General features: G+C 42.3%; 16 protein-coding genes. 3 read left to right on the top strand and 13 right to left on the bottom strand.

From position 1 onward, the window contains the following. Positions 1 to 7: 7 nt before the first annotated feature. The 3 genes from CBF27_RS10405 to truA form a co-directional block, all read right to left on the bottom strand. Entirely contained in the window at positions 8 to 1,270 is a 1,263-nt protein-coding gene (locus CBF27_RS10405; protein WP_126814242.1) for a restriction endonuclease subunit S, read from the bottom strand. Then, a complete protein-coding gene (locus CBF27_RS10400) occupies positions 1,260 to 2,855 on the bottom strand; it encodes a type I restriction-modification system subunit M (RefSeq protein ID WP_126814241.1) in 1,596 nt (531 codons plus the stop codon). Before CBF27_RS10400 ends, CBF27_RS10405 begins: the two co-directional genes overlap by 11 nt. A gap of 201 nt (positions 2,856 to 3,056) precedes the next feature. Next, the gene (truA, locus tag CBF27_RS10395; protein WP_126814240.1) at positions 3,057 to 3,797 is read right to left on the bottom strand and encodes a tRNA pseudouridine(38-40) synthase TruA; all 741 of its coding nucleotides are present in this window, start codon (positions 3,795 to 3,797) and stop codon (positions 3,057 to 3,059) included. Between the two features lie 344 nt (positions 3,798 to 4,141). On the opposite strand from truA, the gene CBF27_RS10390 reads away from it, so the two are divergent. Continuing rightward, on the top strand, positions 4,142 to 6,001 hold the full coding sequence (locus tag CBF27_RS10390) for a beta-glucoside-specific PTS transporter subunit IIABC (protein ID WP_126814239.1): 1,860 nt from the start codon (positions 4,142 to 4,144) through the stop codon (positions 5,999 to 6,001). 34 nt (positions 6,002 to 6,035) lie between these two features. After that, on the top strand, positions 6,036 to 6,884 hold the full coding sequence (gene licT, locus CBF27_RS10385; protein ID WP_126814238.1) for a BglG family transcription antiterminator LicT: 849 nt from the start codon (positions 6,036 to 6,038) through the stop codon (positions 6,882 to 6,884). A 54-nt stretch (positions 6,885 to 6,938) separates the two neighbouring features. Here the strand turns inward: licT and CBF27_RS10380 are convergent, their stop codons facing one another. From CBF27_RS10380 to rlmH, 7 genes are all read right to left on the bottom strand, one after another. After that, complete coding sequence (locus tag CBF27_RS10380; RefSeq protein ID WP_126814237.1) at positions 6,939 to 7,382, bottom strand: hypothetical protein; 444 nt, start codon at positions 7,380 to 7,382, stop codon at positions 6,939 to 6,941. After that, on the bottom strand, positions 7,379 to 7,585 hold the full coding sequence (locus CBF27_RS10375) for a helix-turn-helix transcriptional regulator (RefSeq protein ID WP_126814236.1): 207 nt from the start codon (positions 7,583 to 7,585) through the stop codon (positions 7,379 to 7,381). Before CBF27_RS10375 ends, CBF27_RS10380 begins: the two co-directional genes overlap by 4 nt. A 152-nt stretch (positions 7,586 to 7,737) precedes the next feature. Then, complete coding sequence (gene abc-f / locus CBF27_RS10370) at positions 7,738 to 9,252, bottom strand: ribosomal protection-like ABC-F family protein (protein WP_126814235.1); 1,515 nt, start codon at positions 9,250 to 9,252, stop codon at positions 7,738 to 7,740. A 273-nt stretch (positions 9,253 to 9,525) separates the two neighbouring features. Further along, a complete protein-coding gene (locus tag CBF27_RS10365) occupies positions 9,526 to 10,404 on the bottom strand; it encodes a helix-turn-helix domain-containing protein (RefSeq protein WP_126814234.1) in 879 nt (292 codons plus the stop codon). 165 nt (positions 10,405 to 10,569) lie between these two features. Next, on the bottom strand, positions 10,570 to 10,743 hold the full coding sequence (locus CBF27_RS14170) for a hypothetical protein (RefSeq protein WP_170175085.1): 174 nt from the start codon (positions 10,741 to 10,743) through the stop codon (positions 10,570 to 10,572). A 360-nt stretch (positions 10,744 to 11,103) separates the two neighbouring features. After that, on the bottom strand, positions 11,104 to 11,508 hold the full coding sequence (locus CBF27_RS10360; RefSeq protein WP_126814233.1) for a DUF2871 domain-containing protein: 405 nt from the start codon (positions 11,506 to 11,508) through the stop codon (positions 11,104 to 11,106). 210 nt (positions 11,509 to 11,718) lie between these two features. Then, positions 11,719 to 12,198: a 23S rRNA (pseudouridine(1915)-N(3))-methyltransferase RlmH gene (rlmH, locus tag CBF27_RS10355; RefSeq protein WP_126814232.1), complete on the bottom strand. Its 480-nt coding sequence runs from the start codon at positions 12,196 to 12,198 to the stop codon at positions 11,719 to 11,721. A gap of 329 nt (positions 12,199 to 12,527) precedes the next feature. On the opposite strand from rlmH, the gene CBF27_RS10350 reads away from it, so the two are divergent. Further along, a complete protein-coding gene (locus CBF27_RS10350; protein ID WP_126814231.1) occupies positions 12,528 to 13,769 on the top strand; it encodes a S1C family serine protease in 1,242 nt (413 codons plus the stop codon). A 63-nt stretch (positions 13,770 to 13,832) separates the two neighbouring features. Here CBF27_RS10350 and CBF27_RS10345 read toward each other — a convergent pair whose 3' ends face one another. Genes CBF27_RS10345 through CBF27_RS10335 form a run of 3 tightly spaced genes read right to left on the bottom strand, consistent with a single transcriptional unit; the run spans position 13,833 to position 16,162 of the window. Further along, entirely contained in the window at positions 13,833 to 14,672 is an 840-nt protein-coding gene (locus tag CBF27_RS10345; RefSeq protein ID WP_126814230.1) for a MetQ/NlpA family ABC transporter substrate-binding protein, read from the bottom strand. A gap of 15 nt (positions 14,673 to 14,687) precedes the next feature. Then, positions 14,688 to 15,359, bottom strand: a complete 672-nt coding sequence (locus tag CBF27_RS10340; RefSeq protein WP_126814311.1) for a methionine ABC transporter permease — start codon at positions 15,357 to 15,359, stop codon at positions 14,688 to 14,690. Beyond that, positions 15,359 to 16,162 (bottom strand): methionine ABC transporter ATP-binding protein, encoded by an 804-nt coding sequence (locus CBF27_RS10335; protein ID WP_211334650.1) that lies wholly within the window; start codon positions 16,160 to 16,162, stop codon positions 15,359 to 15,361. Before CBF27_RS10335 ends, CBF27_RS10340 begins: the two co-directional genes overlap by 1 nt. Positions 16,163 to 16,388: the final 226 nt, after the last annotated feature.

Here is a 16,388-nt window from a genome sequence, read left to right as displayed (position 1 = left end):
ACACCCCCTAGACAAACATTTTCTGTAAAAATGCTTTTTTGGTTTCCTGCAACAACTCCAACTCACGCTGATGAAGCGCGATAGTCTCATCAAGTTGTTTGAAGAATGAACCGATTTTTTGTTGTTCTTCTTTTACCTTCGGAATATCAATGCTAACTAATGAGAAATCCCGCTTTGTAATATGAGGTTGTGCTGAGCCTACATGATTTTTTTTCATAAAGGAATCAATGACATTTCCCCGTAAAACAGCTTCCATGTAATCATCCAAAACTTCTTTTCGCAACATAGGTCGTAGAATCAACATTGCAGAATTAATCCTTATAGACGGGTGTTTTAATGCGATACTACTATCATAATATGCTACATTTCCTAGTGTTCCACGACTTGTAATTACAAAATCGTTCAATGCTAACTTACCATTTCTTAACAACTTATCTTTTTCTTCCGTGATGTATTTACGTATTGAAAAATCAAAGCCATTTCTTTTTACATTCCCAGTATCCAGAAATAATGTTGCCCCAACTTCAAAGAAGTCTCTCTCTCCAGGATAATTCTTTCCTCTATCTCCATCTAAGATATCAAAAATTTCCCCCAGTTTACGCTGTTCCCAAGCGTCAGTAAATCCCGGAAAACGAATCTCAGGAACACTTTCTCCTTTCTTGGGAAACATTTTTTGTAAAAAACCTTGTTTTGTTTGCTTCAAGATAGCAAGCTCTTGCTGATGAAGCGCGATAGTGTCGTCAAGCTGTTTGAAGAAGGAACCGATTTTTTGTTGTTCTTCTAACTTTGGAACATAAATTGGCATCTGAGCCATCTGCTTTCCAGAAACTTCTACAAAAGTCGAACCAGCTCCGTGAACTTCTCCATATCGTTTTAATTCATTAGTACGTGAAAAAATAAAATAGGAGTCAAGAAGAGTCTTATTTGGTAGAATTGATTGAAAGCCTTGATTAGTTGCTCCTTCTTTAGCCAATATAGCGGTATTCCCGATTCCAGCTCTGGATGTAAATAAAATAGTTCCCACTGGATGAACTTTAGCTGAGCTTTTAGCTAATCCTTCTGAAGTAATTTTTTTTTGGCTACCTGCTAAGTATATTTGATTACCAATTTCAGCAGGAGAGTACCAATCAATATCACCATCCCAATAATCTGAATTAGATGTACTGGGAGTTCCTCCTCCAATAATATCTGCCAACTCCCCCAACTTACGCTGTTCCCAATCATCAGTAAATCCTGCAAAACGAATTGCCGGCTGTTTGTTATTTTTCATGGTCAAACACCTCTAGGGCGCTTTGAAGCCATGCTTCATCCTCGGGGCGCACTTGCAGGGTGGAAATGGTAGCAAATAAACTTTCTTCCAATTCACGTTTTTTCTGTCGCAGTTCTTTCGTTTCTTTCCCGACAGCGACCATGTCAACAGGCGGTTCTTCTTCAAAGGTGTCGACATAGCGCGGAATGTTCAAATTATAGTCATTCTTCTTGATTTCATCAAAGCTAGCCAGATGCGCATATTTGTCAATATCTTTCCGCTCTTTATACGTTGACACGATTTTTTTGATGTTATCATCGGATAATTGATTTTGATTTTTGCCTTTGACAAACTCATTGCTGGCATCAATGAACAGCACATCGCGGCTGGTCCGGTTCTTTTTCAAAATAATGACTGTCGTCGGGATAGATGTCCCGAAGAACAAATTTGCCGGCATACCGATTACTGCATAGATGCTGCCGTCTTCCAACAGTTTTTTTCTGATTACCCCTTCAGCCGCCCCCCGGAACAACACGCCATGAGGCAGAACAATCGCCATTGTGCCAGTATCTTTCAAATGATAATAGCCGTGCAGCAGAAACGCAAAGTCAGCCTTGGACTTTGGCGCCAGCTTGCCATAGCGGTTGAAGCGCGAGTCATCCAGGAAAGTCGCATCCGCAGACCATTTTGCAGAGTACGGCGGATTCATGACAACTGAGTCAAACATATAAGGCTCGTCAGTCGGCCAGTCTTTGTTCAGCGTGTCGCCGTTGCGCAAATTCATAGCTTCCGCATCCACACCATGCAAAATCAAATTCATTTTTGCCAGATTGAATGTAGTCGTGTTCATTTCCTGACCATGATATTTGACGCTTTCCGGATAGGTCAAATAATTCCGGACATTCAACATCAACGAACCGGACCCCATTGTCGGGTCAAAAACGCTGAACAGTTTCTTATCCTCTTGACCAATAGTGACGATCTGCGCCATCATGTCCGATACCATATGCGGTGTATAAAACTCGCCTGCTTTTTTTCCTGCATCAGAAGCAAACTGACTGATGAGAAATTCATACGCATCGCCTATCACATCGCCCTTATGAACTAGCACGTTCACATCATTTAGTTTCTTCAGCACTTCAGTGATTGTGACATTGCGCTGCTGGTCATCCGAACCTAATTTTTTAGAATGCAAATCAACATCGTCAAACAAGCCGCTGAACAACTCATATTTTGACGACAGTTGGTTAAACGCATTATTTAGTTCATTCAGCTGAAACAGATTTTGCTTTGCCTGATTTGCCAGCACATTAAATAAATACTTTGGTTCAATGTCATAGCCCAATGTATCCACCAAGGTGGCAATCAAATCGGCCTTAGTATCTTCATCCGATAAAAGCTCTTCATAAAGAACCACCTGTTTGTCAGGTGTATCATATTCGTTTATTGGCTCATCTGCCAACTCCACGACTTGCTGCAATAATTTATCGGAAAGATATTTGTAAAAAATCAAGCCCAATAAGTAATTTTTGTATTCTGATGCATCCATTTTACTGCGGAGATTGTCTGCCGCACTAAATAAACGCTGGTTCAAATCTGCACCCATCATGTCACTCCTATATTGTCTAATCATTATTATTTTATCATTAATGTGATGAGAAGTGGGAAAGAAAAAAACAACTTTCATATACATCTCCAACACATGTCAACCATCATCTGAATCATTTTATCGTTATTTTATTCGCACTTTTTTTCAGCTACGTCTAACTACCATATCATGAATAAGTCTGTCTCGCCTAGGTCAATCTTAATGATAAAACACCTCATCAAGAAACAGCCCGTGCGAAGGAGCGGTGTCGCCGGCATATTTTCTGACGTTGCTGGCAAAAATCTCGTCAATGACTGCCAGCTCCAGTTCACCTGCGCCGATTTCCAGCAAGGTGCCTGTGATGATCCTGACCATCTTATGGAGGAACCCGTCACCTGCAAAGGTCAGATGGAGCATGCCGCCCTCTTTTTGAATCGACAGCTTATCCAGTGTTCTGACTGTTGATTTTTTGGTTTTTCTGAGTGCAGAAAAACCGCTGAAATTGTGTGTGCCTGTCAGCTTTTGGCAAGCTTCATCCATTTTGGCAATGTCCAGCTTTTGCGGGTAATGGTAACTGTAGTTACGGGCGAAAACAGACGGGACGGTCTCATTCCAGATATAGTAGCTGTATTGCTTGCCGACAGCATTGTAGCGCGCATGAAATCTTGCGGCGGCTTCTTCTGCTTTTTTGACTACGATGTCGCGCGGCAAGTGACGGTTGAGGAAATCACGCATCTCATCCGGCGTCATTTTCGCATTTGTTTTGAAGTTAGCAACCTGACCTCGCGCATGAGTGCCTGTGTCCGTCCTGCCGGAACCGATAATCTCGATGCTTTCTCCTGTCATCTGTGTCAAGACACCTTCTATCTTCCCTTGAATCGTTTTATCGGAATCACCCAGCCGCTGCCAGCCGAGGTATCGTTTGCCGTCATACTCGATGGTGAGTTTAATATTTTTCATACAATGAATCTGCTCCTTATATTTCTTACTATTCTGACACTGTAAAAATGATTGCTTCAATCATCTATTTTAACATCTCAGACAGAAAAAGAAAAAAGCCGGTGTGCCTCATATCTTCGGCTGCTTATGTTCATTTTAGGATGTTTTACAAAAAGAAACGGTTTACATTTTGCCAAAGTGTGATACAATGGAACCAAGATTAGCGATTGTTACTGTTTGGCAGGCAAAACCCTAATTGATTGAATATTGCTTACAACGCATTGGAATACTGCAGGTCCAATGCTGATTTGTGTGCACTATTTGGTCAATTAGGGTTTTTTATTTTTTTAAGGAGGAGAACTACAATGGATAAGAAACAACTGGCAGCTGACATTCTTTCATTAGTTGGAGGCAAACAAAACGTTACTAGTGTCATTCACTGCGCTACCCGCTTACGGTTTAAATTAAAAGATGAGAGTCAGGCCAAAACGGCCGATATAAAGGCCCTTGACGGCGTCATCGAAGTCGTTCAAAGCAGCGGACAGTATCAGGTAGTTATCGGCAATCAGGTCAAAGAGGTGTATAATCAGCTGGTACATGACAGCGGTCTGGGAGAATCTGATGAAAAAGAAGAAGCTTCGGGCAATCTTGTCAACCGCGTCATCGACATCATATCAAGTATTTTCCTGCCTTTCATCGGTCCAATGGCAGGTGCCGGGGTATTAAAAGGGCTGTTGGCGCTGGCCACAACGCTGCACTGGATGAGTCCGAATTCAGGGACTTATCAAGTATTATTCATTGCAGCCGATGCGTTTTTCCAATTTCTGCCGTTTGCTCTTGCTTTTACAGCGGCAAAGAAATTCAAAGTCGACCCGTTTATTTCGTTGGCTATCGCAGGGGCGCTGTTGTACCCGGGATTAACTGACAACCCTTTGAATTTTATGGGGATTAACATCGTGTTGCCTGTGACCGGCTATTATTCTTCCGTCATTCCGATTATTCTTGCGGTAGGTGCGCAAATTCCGGTTGAGCGGACTATCAGAAAAATTGTGCCGGATTTCCTGAAAACTGTCGTAGCCCCTTTACTCGTCATCGCAATCATGGTACCTTTAACATTCCTCGTTATCGGACCTTTGGGCACAATCATCGGGGATATCCTCGGAAAAGGCTATACAGTCATTTTTGAATCCAGTCCGATTATTGCCGGACTGATTATCGGCGCATTCTGGCAAGTACTCGTCATGTTTGGCATGCATTGGGGATTTGTGCCTATCACGATTACCAATCTCAGCACATTGGGATTCGATTCTTTCACACCGCTCCTGTTGCCGGCGGTCATTGCCCAAGCCGGCTCTGCGTTGGCAGTCATGGTCCGGACAAAAGATAAAAAGAGAAAACAGCTGGCCGGTTCAGGTACCATCACAGCACTGTTCGGTATCACCGAACCGACGATTTACGGGGTCACACTGCCACTCAAGAAGCCTTTTATTGCTGGATGTATCGGCGGAGCTATCGGCAGTGCCGTCACAGCAGTCGCCGGCGTTAAAGCCTTTAGCCAAGTCATGCCGAGTTTACTGGTGCTGCCGGCCTTTATCAGTACAAAAGCAGGTGTCAGCTCCAGCGTCTTTGGCGCTATTCTCGGGACAGGTATCAGTTTTATTGCGGCATTCGTGCTGACGCTGATTTTGGGATTCGATACTGAAGCCGACGCAATGGGCGAGCTTGCTTCCCAGACAGATGAAGCGGGTGATAGCAGTGAGGTGGCAGTTGACTCGGAAACCTTGGTCAGCCCGCTGAACGGAACAATCGTGCCGCTTGAAGAAGTTGATGATAAAGTTTTCGCATCTGGGGCAATGGGTAAAGGCATCGCCATCATGCCGACATCTGAAACACTCCTTGCGCCGGCTGACGGTATTGTTTCCACCTTGTTCCCGACCGGCCATGCTGTGGGGATAACCACCGATTCCGGCATAGAAATTCTGATGCACATCGGGATTGACACAGTCGAACTGGAAGGAAAAGGCTTTGACATCCACGTCAAACAAGGCGATGCTGTCAAACAAGGTGATTTGCTTGTGTCGTTTTCATTAAACGCACTCAAAGAAGCCGGCAAAGACGCAACGACTTCGATTGTCATCACCAACACCGCCGACTTTTTGGATGTGTTGCCGTACAAGCAAACCGAACTTGTTACTGGTGAAGATTTCCTGACAGTAGTAAAATAGATTTAGCCCCATTTGAAAGAAAGGAATAATTGGCATGATTATCAAAAAAATATTAAATAATAATGTTGTTATTTCTGTCAACGATAATCAAGAAGAAGTCGTTGTCATGGGGCGTGGAATTGCTTTTAATAAAAGAAACGGCGATCAAATCGACCAAACCTATGTTGAAAAAGTCTTTACGTTGGCTCACGATGATTTAGGGCAGCTTGATATTTTGGAGCTGGTAAAATCGTTCGACCCTGATATCGTGGGGCTTTCAAAAAAAATCATCTCCATGGCCGAAGAAGCCATGGAGGTGGAATTTTCAGAACAGATTTATCTGACGTTCACAGATCACTTGCATTACACGTTGAAGAGGGCGAAGGACGGCATTTTCCCTGCCAATCCTTTGCTTTTTGACATAAAAAAGTTTTATCCGGTTGAGTTTAAAGCCGCCACGCAGGCTCTCGCACTTATCAACGACACACTCGGGGTGGAACTGCCGGAAGATGAAGCAGGATTCTTTGCACTCCACTTTGTCAACAGTACCACTGATTCGCAAAATTTGAACATCACCATGGAAATCACTGAATTAGTGAGAGATATCCTGAACATTATCAGCCGCTTTTTTGGAACCACTTTTGACGAAAGCTCCTTAAGCTACTCCAGAATGATTACCCATATCCAATACTTTGTGCGCCGTATTTTGACTAATACACCGTATGATGATGATGACGAATTTTTATATGAGTTGGTTAAAAGCAAGTATCCGCAAGCTTACAACTGCAGCCTCAGAATTAGCGACTATCTGAAGCAGGCAAAGAACATCAATGTCAAACATTCCGAATTGATTTACCTTGTTATTCACATCAACCGGGTGATTGGGGAAGATGAAGCGGAATAATATGGAAAAAGAGAACTGCCCAGAGAGAATGCTACTCTTTCTGGGCAGTTTTATTTAATACTTCCTACTCAACACCCTAAAGAAAACCACACCTATCACAAACTGGAATACAAAATAAATGCCTAGACTGAGGATAATGGCATTTGTGGATATACTAATCCCATACGCATCCAATATGGAAACCAGGACCATCGCGACAGACAGGAACAGCAGATTTAAGAGATAGGCGTACCTGCCAGACTTATTTCTTAAAAACTCTTTTCTTTCATCCTGAAATTCAATTTTTTCAGCTTCCAGTCTTTTCTCATACTCTGAAGAATAGCCCGGACGCGACCAGTACAGATATTTACCAATGATAAATAAACCGCCAAAAACCGCCGCTCCTACATATCCCCAAAGCAAATACTCGATTTTAGTATCAAACAGTAACGCCAAAATTCCAAAAAGAATACCGACTCCTAAATAAACCAGACCTGCATACAGCTGATTCTTTTTCATCTCGGCTCCTCCTCTTCGTAGATGAATATCTCTTCGATTGCCTTGCCAAAAAAATGAGCTATCGCAAATGCCAACTCCAAAGACGGATTATACTTGCCTGTTTCGATGGAACTGACTGTTTGCCTCGACACACGAATTTGTTTGGCAAACTCTTCCTGATTCAACTTGCGGGCTTTTCTTAATTCTTCAACTCTGTTTTTCATAAAAGGCCTCCTCAAGTTACTGACAAGCTTCCTTTACATATTTAATATAGCATTTTTCGGAAGCTTTGTAAAGGTTCCTTGTCAAAAACCAAAAATCGGTGAAGAATTGATTCCTCACCGATTGAGTCAGTTTATCATTCAGAGTCATCTAGCTATTTTCGGTCAAAAGCTGATCCACTCAACTCCATCAATTGTTCCTTTGAAATCAGTTTTAGCTGTTTATTCTTTATGGCGTATATATCATCAGCTGTCCGTTCAACAAAGTAAAAATCGTGCGAAGTAAAAATGACCGTTCCTGCATACGACCTGATTAAATTTTCCAGTGCTTCGATTGTCCTTAAATCTACAAAGTTGGTAGGTTCATCCAGAACCAGTACATTAGCCGGTTTGACAAATAGTAATGCCAGTGCCAGCCTCGTTGCTTCGCCGCCGCTTAAATCGCCGACAGCTTTGGTTATTTCGATTTGAGAAAAACCCAAATTATTCAAAATACTTCTGACAAGAGGCTCCGTATAGTCAGTCTGTTGCATCAGATAATCTAAAACAGGACGCGTACTGCTTAATTTATACGCCATTTGTCGGTAGAAAGAAAAAATCACTTTCGGTGAAAGAACAATACCATCGCCATTTGCGACAATATGCTGCAATAACGTAGTCTTCCCCGAACCATTATCACCCACTATGGCAATCTTTTTATTCAACCCGAATTGAAAATCACATTCATTGAACAACGTCCGCGGTCCTTTGGTAATCGTCACATTTTCGCCACGAACAGGGAATTTGTTGTGAATAGCGGCTAATTTTTGAATCGGAAAAACAATTGGTGCAGCAGTTTCAATCAATCTCTGTTCAGTCATTTTTTCCAAACGGCTTTCCATGGCTTTGGCCGTCTTCATCAAATTTTTCTGTACTGTATCTTTTGACCGTGAGGCTGACAGACGGTCCGGCTTAATCCGCTGTTTTTTCTTTTTGTCCGATACTTGCCGACTCTTTTCGGCTTGCTGTTTCTTTTGGCTGATTGCTTGCTCCAGACGTTTCTTTTCCTTTGCATATCCCTCCACTGCACGTTTGTTTTCCAAAACAGCCAATGCTTTTTGCTGCTTGTAAGCCTCATAATTACCGGCATATTCCACCACAGTGCCATTCGCTACTTCCCATATTTTCGTCGCCAATTTATTTAGAAAATATCTGTCGTGACTAACAAAAACCAATGTGCCGTAATAATAAGTCAGCTCTCCAATTAGTGATTCAACACCTTTTTTGTCCAAGTGGGTCGTAGGTTCATCGAGTAGGAGTCCCGGTTGATATGTTGACAGTACCTGTGTTAAACGGAATTTTGTTTCTTCACCGCCGCTGAGAGTTTCTACTCGATTCGTCGGCACACCAAAGCGGCTCAGCAATTCCCCATCCAGATGATTGACATGCAGCATCTCGTCTGCTTCAGCAATCTGGTCAAAATGATTGAAACAGATTTCCCGTTGAACGATACCTTTTTCCGGCACAATGTCGCCGCTGATGATGTTCAGCAATGTTGATTTTCCGGCACCGTTGTCGCCGATAATACCAATCCGGTCATTTTCATAAACTGCCAGCTCGTCGACTGAAAGAATCTCCTTTGAATCAAAACTATGTGTGATATTTTTTAATTTTATTGTCAATCTGTTCATGTTTATTTCCTTTCTTTCTTGGAAAAGGAAATAAGAGCATACAAAAAGGACAGTCCTAGACTATCCTTTGCCATCTCAATTTATATAGAAAAAAGTATACACTTATCCCTTGAAACCGCTATTCCCAAGACTTCTGATTTTGTATTAAATTAATCATTCAAAAGTATGTGGCGCAATTTCATAGACGGTTGCATGAACAAATCTCTCCTATACATGTTATTAATAGTGAGTTTATACTAAAATTAGCAATAAGTAAAGGGCGCCGGGTATTTTTCATTGCTGACAGGATGAGCTATTCCGATAAACAATTCTAGACAAATACTTGTCCAACACACGGCTGTAATCATGAAACTCAATGAAATCATGGAAAATATTGATGATCTCTTCGCATAAAGACACACCTGCCGGATTTCCTTTTTCAATTAAAATGATACCCCGGATAAACTTGGCTAACAATTTGAAAATGGTGTAATGAAGGACTTCGCCCAGACTCGTTTGCTCATCGAACAACGTGAGAATGTCCTCGGCCTGCTCAACATGACCATCATCAATCAATTTGAAGCAAGCTTGCAGCATAAAATCGAGTTTACGGTCTTTTACCCGTTCATTTCGCATTGTTTTCATTAAAGCTTTTTTGGAAATCGTGTAACACCCAATCGAAGACAAAAGGTTGATGCTGTAAACTGCTAGAAAGAATTCGTATTCTCCCCAACACTCCACTTTCATCAAATAATCCGTCACAGGCTCAGGATTGATGTCGTATAATAACGCAAAATGACTATTATATATCGACTTCAAAATAATCGTCAGCATCTGATAGCGCTTGCCGACTGACGTCTGACTTTTTTCCTCGAATGACTTAATCAGACGTTTTAACCCGACACCATTATTTTCAATTAGAAGCTGGTCTATTTGATGTGTGAACTGGCCCATCATGAATTCGACATTTTCATCGCGACACTCTGCGGAAAACTCGGCATAAGTCAGGTTCATGTTGTTCAGCAGCCGATGAAAATTTGATAGTCTGATGTCGTTGTTCTCATTTTCAAATTTTCGTAAAAATTGGACGGACACCACATCTTCAGCGACTTCCTTTTGTGTATATCCTCTTGTTATTCTCAGATTTTTGAACGCTGCACCGAAATTTACCATTTTAGTCTCTCCTGAAGTTTCATTTCAGTTTATCATATCAAAAATAGGCAGTATGTCAATTTGCGTTATGACAAAAAACTGCCGATGAAAATGGGAAAATCACCTTAGAAAGCGCGAGTTTCTTCCAAGGTGATTTATTATTCATATAAAAATAGCTTGTACTCATTAAAGGAAATTATAGCCTAACACTGCTCCCAAAGAGCCGATGAATAAACAAAGAATTGCAATATCCACCTTGCTTAATTCTTTTTGTTTCTTTGCTTTTTTATATCCCATAAATATTAGTTCAGCAACAATCGCGCCAACGTGAAACCAAATAAAAGCGTTCATATCCATCATCACCACCTCCATGCTTTCAGTATATCGAAAATATTCTGCATGGAGACAATCAGGAATCTATGTATTATCTTTTCAAAAAAAGGAGCACGTATTTGATCAAAAGGGAAAACATTTTAACTGATTGCGGTAAGATGGTTGGCAAAAAACTGCCTCCATGATACCAGTCTCGCTATTTGAAGTCTTCATCTGTAAACTTTTTCTTGCCCATATAAACACGGATTTTTCTTCTTAGTGGTTATTCTACCAAAACGTGTCATGAATTCAGCTTAACATCATTCTTAATTAGCGGTCTTACTGAGGTAAACTAACTTCTTTGATTTAATTCTTATCAGTCCTATTTGACAAACAACCTACTTGTCACTAATGATTCGTAACAGATTTGAAAAGAATATTGAAGAAAAAGCCAAATCCTATCGTCATAAGAATATGTCCAACTCCCGCAAAACCAGAAATAGCTGGTGAACTATCCATACCAAGTACTGTCATAATGCCATGAATCAACATCATCGTTAATGTTATACCGAGTCCACTATTATAAAGTATATAAAATTTCTTATAGTTAGACTGCTTGGTAATTTGAAAATTCTTTTCAAGTAACAACACAATTAAGAAGAAAAACATCCCTAAAACTAGTGTATGAGTATGTAGTCCACGAAGCTGTGTTGCTCCTGTATAATTGTTTAACTTGGTAAATTCTCGATAGAAAACTCCGAAAAACAATCCAATTATCATATACCACATACTAACCCTTACTATTTTTCTCACACTCAACCACTCCATATACACTTATTTTTCTCAAAATTAATTGTAACAGATTATGTTATTTAGATAAATATTGAAAGTTTGTTCACAAATAAAACTTCAACTAATATTGCAGACAACTAATTCTGAATTCACCTGTTTCTCTTGATAAGTCGTTTTTAATAGATTTTCCAACCAAATATATATTTTATCCACATATTTCAAAAAACCGCATCACTTATGATACGGTTCCCCCTTCATAATCCTGAACGCACGGTAAATCTGCTCCACCAGCACTAGCCGCATCAGCTGATGTGGATAAGTCAATCTGCCGAATGAAAGTTGTGCATCACTGCGCTTCAAAACCTCATCCGACAATCCGAGCGAGCCACCGATAACAAAGGCAATCTGGCTTTTCCCTTGTATCCCCAGCTGTTCGATTTCTTTCGAAAACTCCTCCGAGCTTAGCTGTTTACCGTCGATTGCCAAGACAAACACGACATCTCTGTCAGACAGCTTGGCCAGTATTTTACAGCCTTCGATGTCTTTGATACGCGTCATTTCGGCGTCGCTCAAGTTTTCCGGTGCTTTTTCATCGGGTACTTCAATGATGTCGACTGCGGCGTAGCGGGTCAAGCGTTTGGTGTATTCAGCGATTCCTTGTTTCAAATATTTTTCTTTCAATTTTCCAACTGTGACTAATTTTATTTTCATTGTTGACTCCGTTCGTTATTTATTCTTATAGTTTATCATCTTTTCTGCTGGTTATCCACATTTGTCCACAGAGTTATGCACATATCCTCTATTTTTGTTTCACTTAAAAAGCAGGTTATCCGCATCTGTGGATAACCTGTTTGTGGAAAAGGGCACGGAAAGTCTGTGTGATTCATCGTTTTTTATCTATTTTCACAAAAAAGACTTTTTTAATCTTCATAAATTCAAATATTTTTCAAATAACAGTATTAGACTTTAAGTGTATAGAAAACGTATAATGTATGTAAGAAGAGATAAAAAGGAGGCAAGGTGAACTTTCACCGATAATTATGAAACGGAAAGATGTCACACCGGATTTTCATGGACATAAAAAAAATAATGGACTATTTCAACGATTTGCCATATCTCTAGCTGGCGGATTGCTTGGCGGTGCCTTAGCCTTTGGCGGTCTGTATCTTGTCAACAATAATCAAACCGGCAACACTAACACCACGAATACTTCAAATCAAACAACAACTCAGGTCAGCAATGTGCAATACAATATCAACAGCGAAGTGACTGAAGCGGTGCAAAAAATGGAACCGGCAGTGGTGTCAGTCATCAACCTGCAGGAACAATCAAGCAACGGCTTTGACAGCTTGTTCGGCAGAACGGCTGAATCAGCAGAAGACCAGTTGACTAAAAGCAGCGAAGGCAGCGGAGTCATTTACAAAAAAGAGGACGGCAAAGCCTATGTCGTCACTAACAATCACGTGATTGCCGGTGCCGATCAGGTGGAAGTAATGCTGAACAGCGGGGAAAAAACAACGGCGAAAATCATCGGCTCCGATGTATACAGCGATTTGGCTGTCCTGCAAATTGATGACAGCAATGTGGAAGGTGTCGCAGAATTTGCCGACTCCGACAAAATCAATGTCGGCGAGCCGGCGCTGGCCATGGGCTCGCCACTAGGAACGACATTTGCCAACTCAGTTTCCCAAGGTATCGTATCTGCGAAAAACAGGAACATCACCAACACCGATGATAACGGCGAAACTATCAGCATCAATGCGATTCAGACCGATGCGGCCATCAATCCCGGCAACTCAGGCGGTCCGTTGGTGAATGTACAGGGACAAGTGATTGGTATCAACTCCAGCAAGATTGCCGCAGCTTCAAGCGGTGTCTCGGCAGAGGGGATGGGCTTTGCCATTCCGAGCAATGATGTCATCAGCATTATCAATCAGCTGGAAAGGAATGGGAAAGTCGTCCGTCCGGTACTGGGAATCAGCATGAGCAATTTGGCGGCTGCCAGAGCGTATGACCGTGACAACTCTTTGAATCTGGATGAAAACAGTCCGACTTCCGGTGTCATAATCGGCGAAGTCATGAAAGGTTCGGCAGCAGAGGCAGCCGGGCTGAAACAGCTGGACATCATCATCAAAGCTGACGGCAAAGAAGTTGCTAACACATCCGACTTGCAGTCTGTCCTGTACAGCAAAGAAGTCGGCGATAAATTGAAGCTGACCATCGTCCGCGATAACAAAGAACAAGCGATTACCGTACATTTGACGAAGGACTCGGCTAACTAATCTGCCAAACCTGTAAAAAGTGTCTGCACTGATGAAAATCAGCTGCAGACACTTTTTTTGGGATTAAAATGCCGGAACAAGTGTGTCACTATGGTTATCTTCAAGAAACTTTTTCACTGTTTCGCTGGTCATCGCCTGCTTCAATGCCTGAATCGCTTCGGATGCCTCGTTGTCTTCTCTGGCTACGAGCGAGATGGCAAAGCGCTCGTCAATGGTTTTTTCAAGCAGAATCGCATCTTTCGGTGTCAAGCCGACTTTCGCGATATATGTCGGATAGTTGTATGTCATTGCGATGTCATCTTCATTATAAGCTTCCGGCAGGTTCAACAGGTCAAGCGGGACCAGTTCAAATTGTTTCGGATTTTCTTCAATATCTTTGACCGTGCCCTCAAAACCGACGCCGTCTTTCAACTTAATCAGCCCTGCCTCATTTAAAATCGCCAGTGCGCGGCCTTCGTTAGGCAAATCATTCGGAATGGCGATTTTTGCACCTTCCGGCAGCTCGTCAATGCTTTTGAATTGTTTTGAGTAATACCCCACTTTAGCATTGTAAATTTTTTGGACAGCCGTCAAATTGCCATGTTTCTCTTTATTGTACATTTGCATATAAGGTTCATGCTGGGCAAAACTGGCGTCCGCTTCTTTATGATTGACCAGTTCATTGTACTGGATATTGTCGCTCACCTGAATCAGCTCGACTTGCCAGCCATCTTTTTCAAGCACATCTCCTGCCAGTTCGACCACATCGGTCATTGGCGGCAAATGTGACGCCACTTTGATTACCTTGTTTTCTTTTTTAGCGGATGTTGTAGTCGTTTCACCGCTGTCATTGCTGCCGCAAGCAGCCAGTCCGAAAAGCAGCAGCGTGCTTGCCGCCAGAATGCTAAATAGTCGTTTGTTCATCATGTTTCCTCCAGTTTATTTTCGTTTATCTAATGCCTGTGCCAGCGTCGTGCCTGACACATGCAGCAACATCACACCGATAATCATGATAACAATGGTCGTATACATCATATCGGTTTCATAACGCTGATAGCCATAGCGAATGGCAAAATCGCCAATCCCGCCGCCGCCTACTACGCCCACAATCGTTGAATAAGAAATCATACTGATCGTCACTGATGTCAGCGACAAAATCAAGCCGGGACAAGCCTCAACAAGTAAAAAGCTGGTCGCAAGCTGCCATTTGCTTGCCCCAAGCGTGCGTGCCAAATCTAGGACTTCCTGCGGCACATCCAGAAAGACCTGTTCAACACTTCTGGCAAACAATGCAACTGCCACAATCGACAACGGAATCGAAGCTGCCAGCGTACCAAATGAGCGTCCAATCAGCCACCGAACAAAAGGAATCAAGGTGATAATCAGCAGCAGAAAAGGGAACGAACGGACAATATTGACATAAGCATTGGTTACCCTGTAAAGATAGCGGTTCTGATACACACCGGCTGGTCTACTGAGAAAAATAACCGTACCAAGCGGCAATCCTGCCAGTACCGCGGCGATTACCGAGAGGCCGACCATCATGCCGGTTTCTGCCAGAGAGGTCACTATGTCCGCCTGAAAATACTGCAGCCGCTCCATATACACCATCATGACAGCAACACTTCCTTGGCTCTCTCCGCATACGAATCAAAAGACCGTTCACCGCTGACTTCAGGCAGGGCGATGACATCTGTCAACGTGCCTTGGTCGAAGATAGCCGCGCGGGTGCATAATTTTTTGATGACAGCCAGTTCATGACTTACTAGAATAATCGTGGGACGGAATTTCCGGTGGACCGTCTTCAGCAAGCGGATAACATCGTCTTTGCCGTTTAAATCCAAAGCAGAGGTCGGTTCGTCACACAATAAATACGACGGATTCGTCACCAGCGCGCGCGCAATGGCGACACGCTGTTTCTGCCCTCCGCTGAGCTGTTTGGGATACGCTGCCGCTTTATCGGCAAGCCCGACAAACCGCAACAACGACATCACTTGATGATCATCCGTCTTTCCCTGCAGCGTCAGCGGCAAAGCTGTATTGTCATAAACTGTGCGGTTATACAGCAGATTAAACTGCTGAAAGACCATGCTCATCGCACGTGTTCTCGCCAGTTTCTCCTGTCTGCTCAGTTCGTTCTGGTCTGTTCCGTCAATCACGATGTGGCCTGTATCGGGTGTTTCAAGTCCTATCAACAATTTCAGTAAAGTTGATTTGCCTGAACCGCTCTCTCCGACGATGCCGAATAATTCCCCTTGTTCAATCTGTAAATTTACATTTTTCAGCGCTGGTTTTGATTGATTATCAGTCACATAGCATTTGCTCACATGCTCTAAAATAATCATTGGTACTCCTTTTTTTACATATTTTTTGTCGACAATCACCATGGTAAGGGAAAGAATAAAAACACGCACTTAAAACCAACTGAATACGCCCAAAAAAAAGAGGCGTTAAATAAAACACTGTTATTAAAAGAAAAGTCCCATCTAATATATGCAATTTCGATTTTTTTTAGTAAATATCCACCCGTGAAAACGGGTGGCTTTTTAACAGCCCTAGAAGGGCTCACCACTCGCTAGCCCCTTAAAAGGGGCTTTTCAAATGACCACCAACCGCTCACAGCCTTATCTCTTTTTAATT

This window comes from Vagococcus acidifermentans (assembly GCF_003987655.1).
GTDB lineage: Bacteria > Bacillota > Bacilli > Lactobacillales > Vagococcaceae > Vagococcus_B > Vagococcus_B acidifermentans.
This window is presented reverse-complemented; position numbering and strand designations above follow the sequence as displayed.

Excerpts from the sequence above, each read along its gene's own strand:
- CBF27_RS10375 (WP_126814236.1), bottom strand. The coding sequence starts at position 7,585 with ATGAAAAACAGAGTTGAAGAATTAAGAAAAGCCCGCAAGTTGAATCAG.
- CBF27_RS10400 (WP_126814241.1), bottom strand. The coding sequence starts at position 2,855 with ATGGGTGCAGATTTGAACCAGCGTTTATTTAGTGCGGCAGACAATCTC.
- rlmH (WP_126814232.1), bottom strand. The coding sequence starts at position 12,198 with ATGAAAATAAAATTAGTCACAGTTGGAAAATTGAAAGAAAAATATTTG.
- abc-f (WP_126814235.1), bottom strand. The coding sequence starts at position 9,252 with ATGAACAGATTGACAATAAAATTAAAAAATATCACACATAGTTTTGAT.
- CBF27_RS10365 (WP_126814234.1), bottom strand. The coding sequence starts at position 10,404 with ATGGTAAATTTCGGTGCAGCGTTCAAAAATCTGAGAATAACAAGAGGA.
- CBF27_RS10345 (WP_126814230.1), bottom strand. The coding sequence starts at position 14,672 with ATGAACAAACGACTATTTAGCATTCTGGCGGCAAGCACGCTGCTGCTT.
- CBF27_RS10380 (WP_126814237.1), bottom strand. The coding sequence starts at position 7,382 with ATGAAAAAGAATCAGCTGTATGCAGGTCTGGTTTATTTAGGAGTCGGT.
- CBF27_RS10350 (WP_126814231.1), top strand. The coding sequence starts at position 12,528 with ATGAAACGGAAAGATGTCACACCGGATTTTCATGGACATAAAAAAAAT.
- licT (WP_126814238.1), top strand. The coding sequence starts at position 6,036 with ATGATTATCAAAAAAATATTAAATAATAATGTTGTTATTTCTGTCAAC.
- truA (WP_126814240.1), bottom strand. The coding sequence starts at position 3,797 with ATGAAAAATATTAAACTCACCATCGAGTATGACGGCAAACGATACCTC.
- CBF27_RS10340 (WP_126814311.1), bottom strand. The coding sequence starts at position 15,359 with ATGGTGTATATGGAGCGGCTGCAGTATTTTCAGGCGGACATAGTGACC.
- CBF27_RS10390 (WP_126814239.1), top strand. The coding sequence starts at position 4,142 with ATGGATAAGAAACAACTGGCAGCTGACATTCTTTCATTAGTTGGAGGC.
- CBF27_RS14170 (WP_170175085.1), bottom strand. The coding sequence starts at position 10,743 with ATGATGGATATGAACGCTTTTATTTGGTTTCACGTTGGCGCGATTGTT.
- CBF27_RS10405 (WP_126814242.1), bottom strand. The coding sequence starts at position 1,270 with ATGAAAAATAACAAACAGCCGGCAATTCGTTTTGCAGGATTTACTGAT.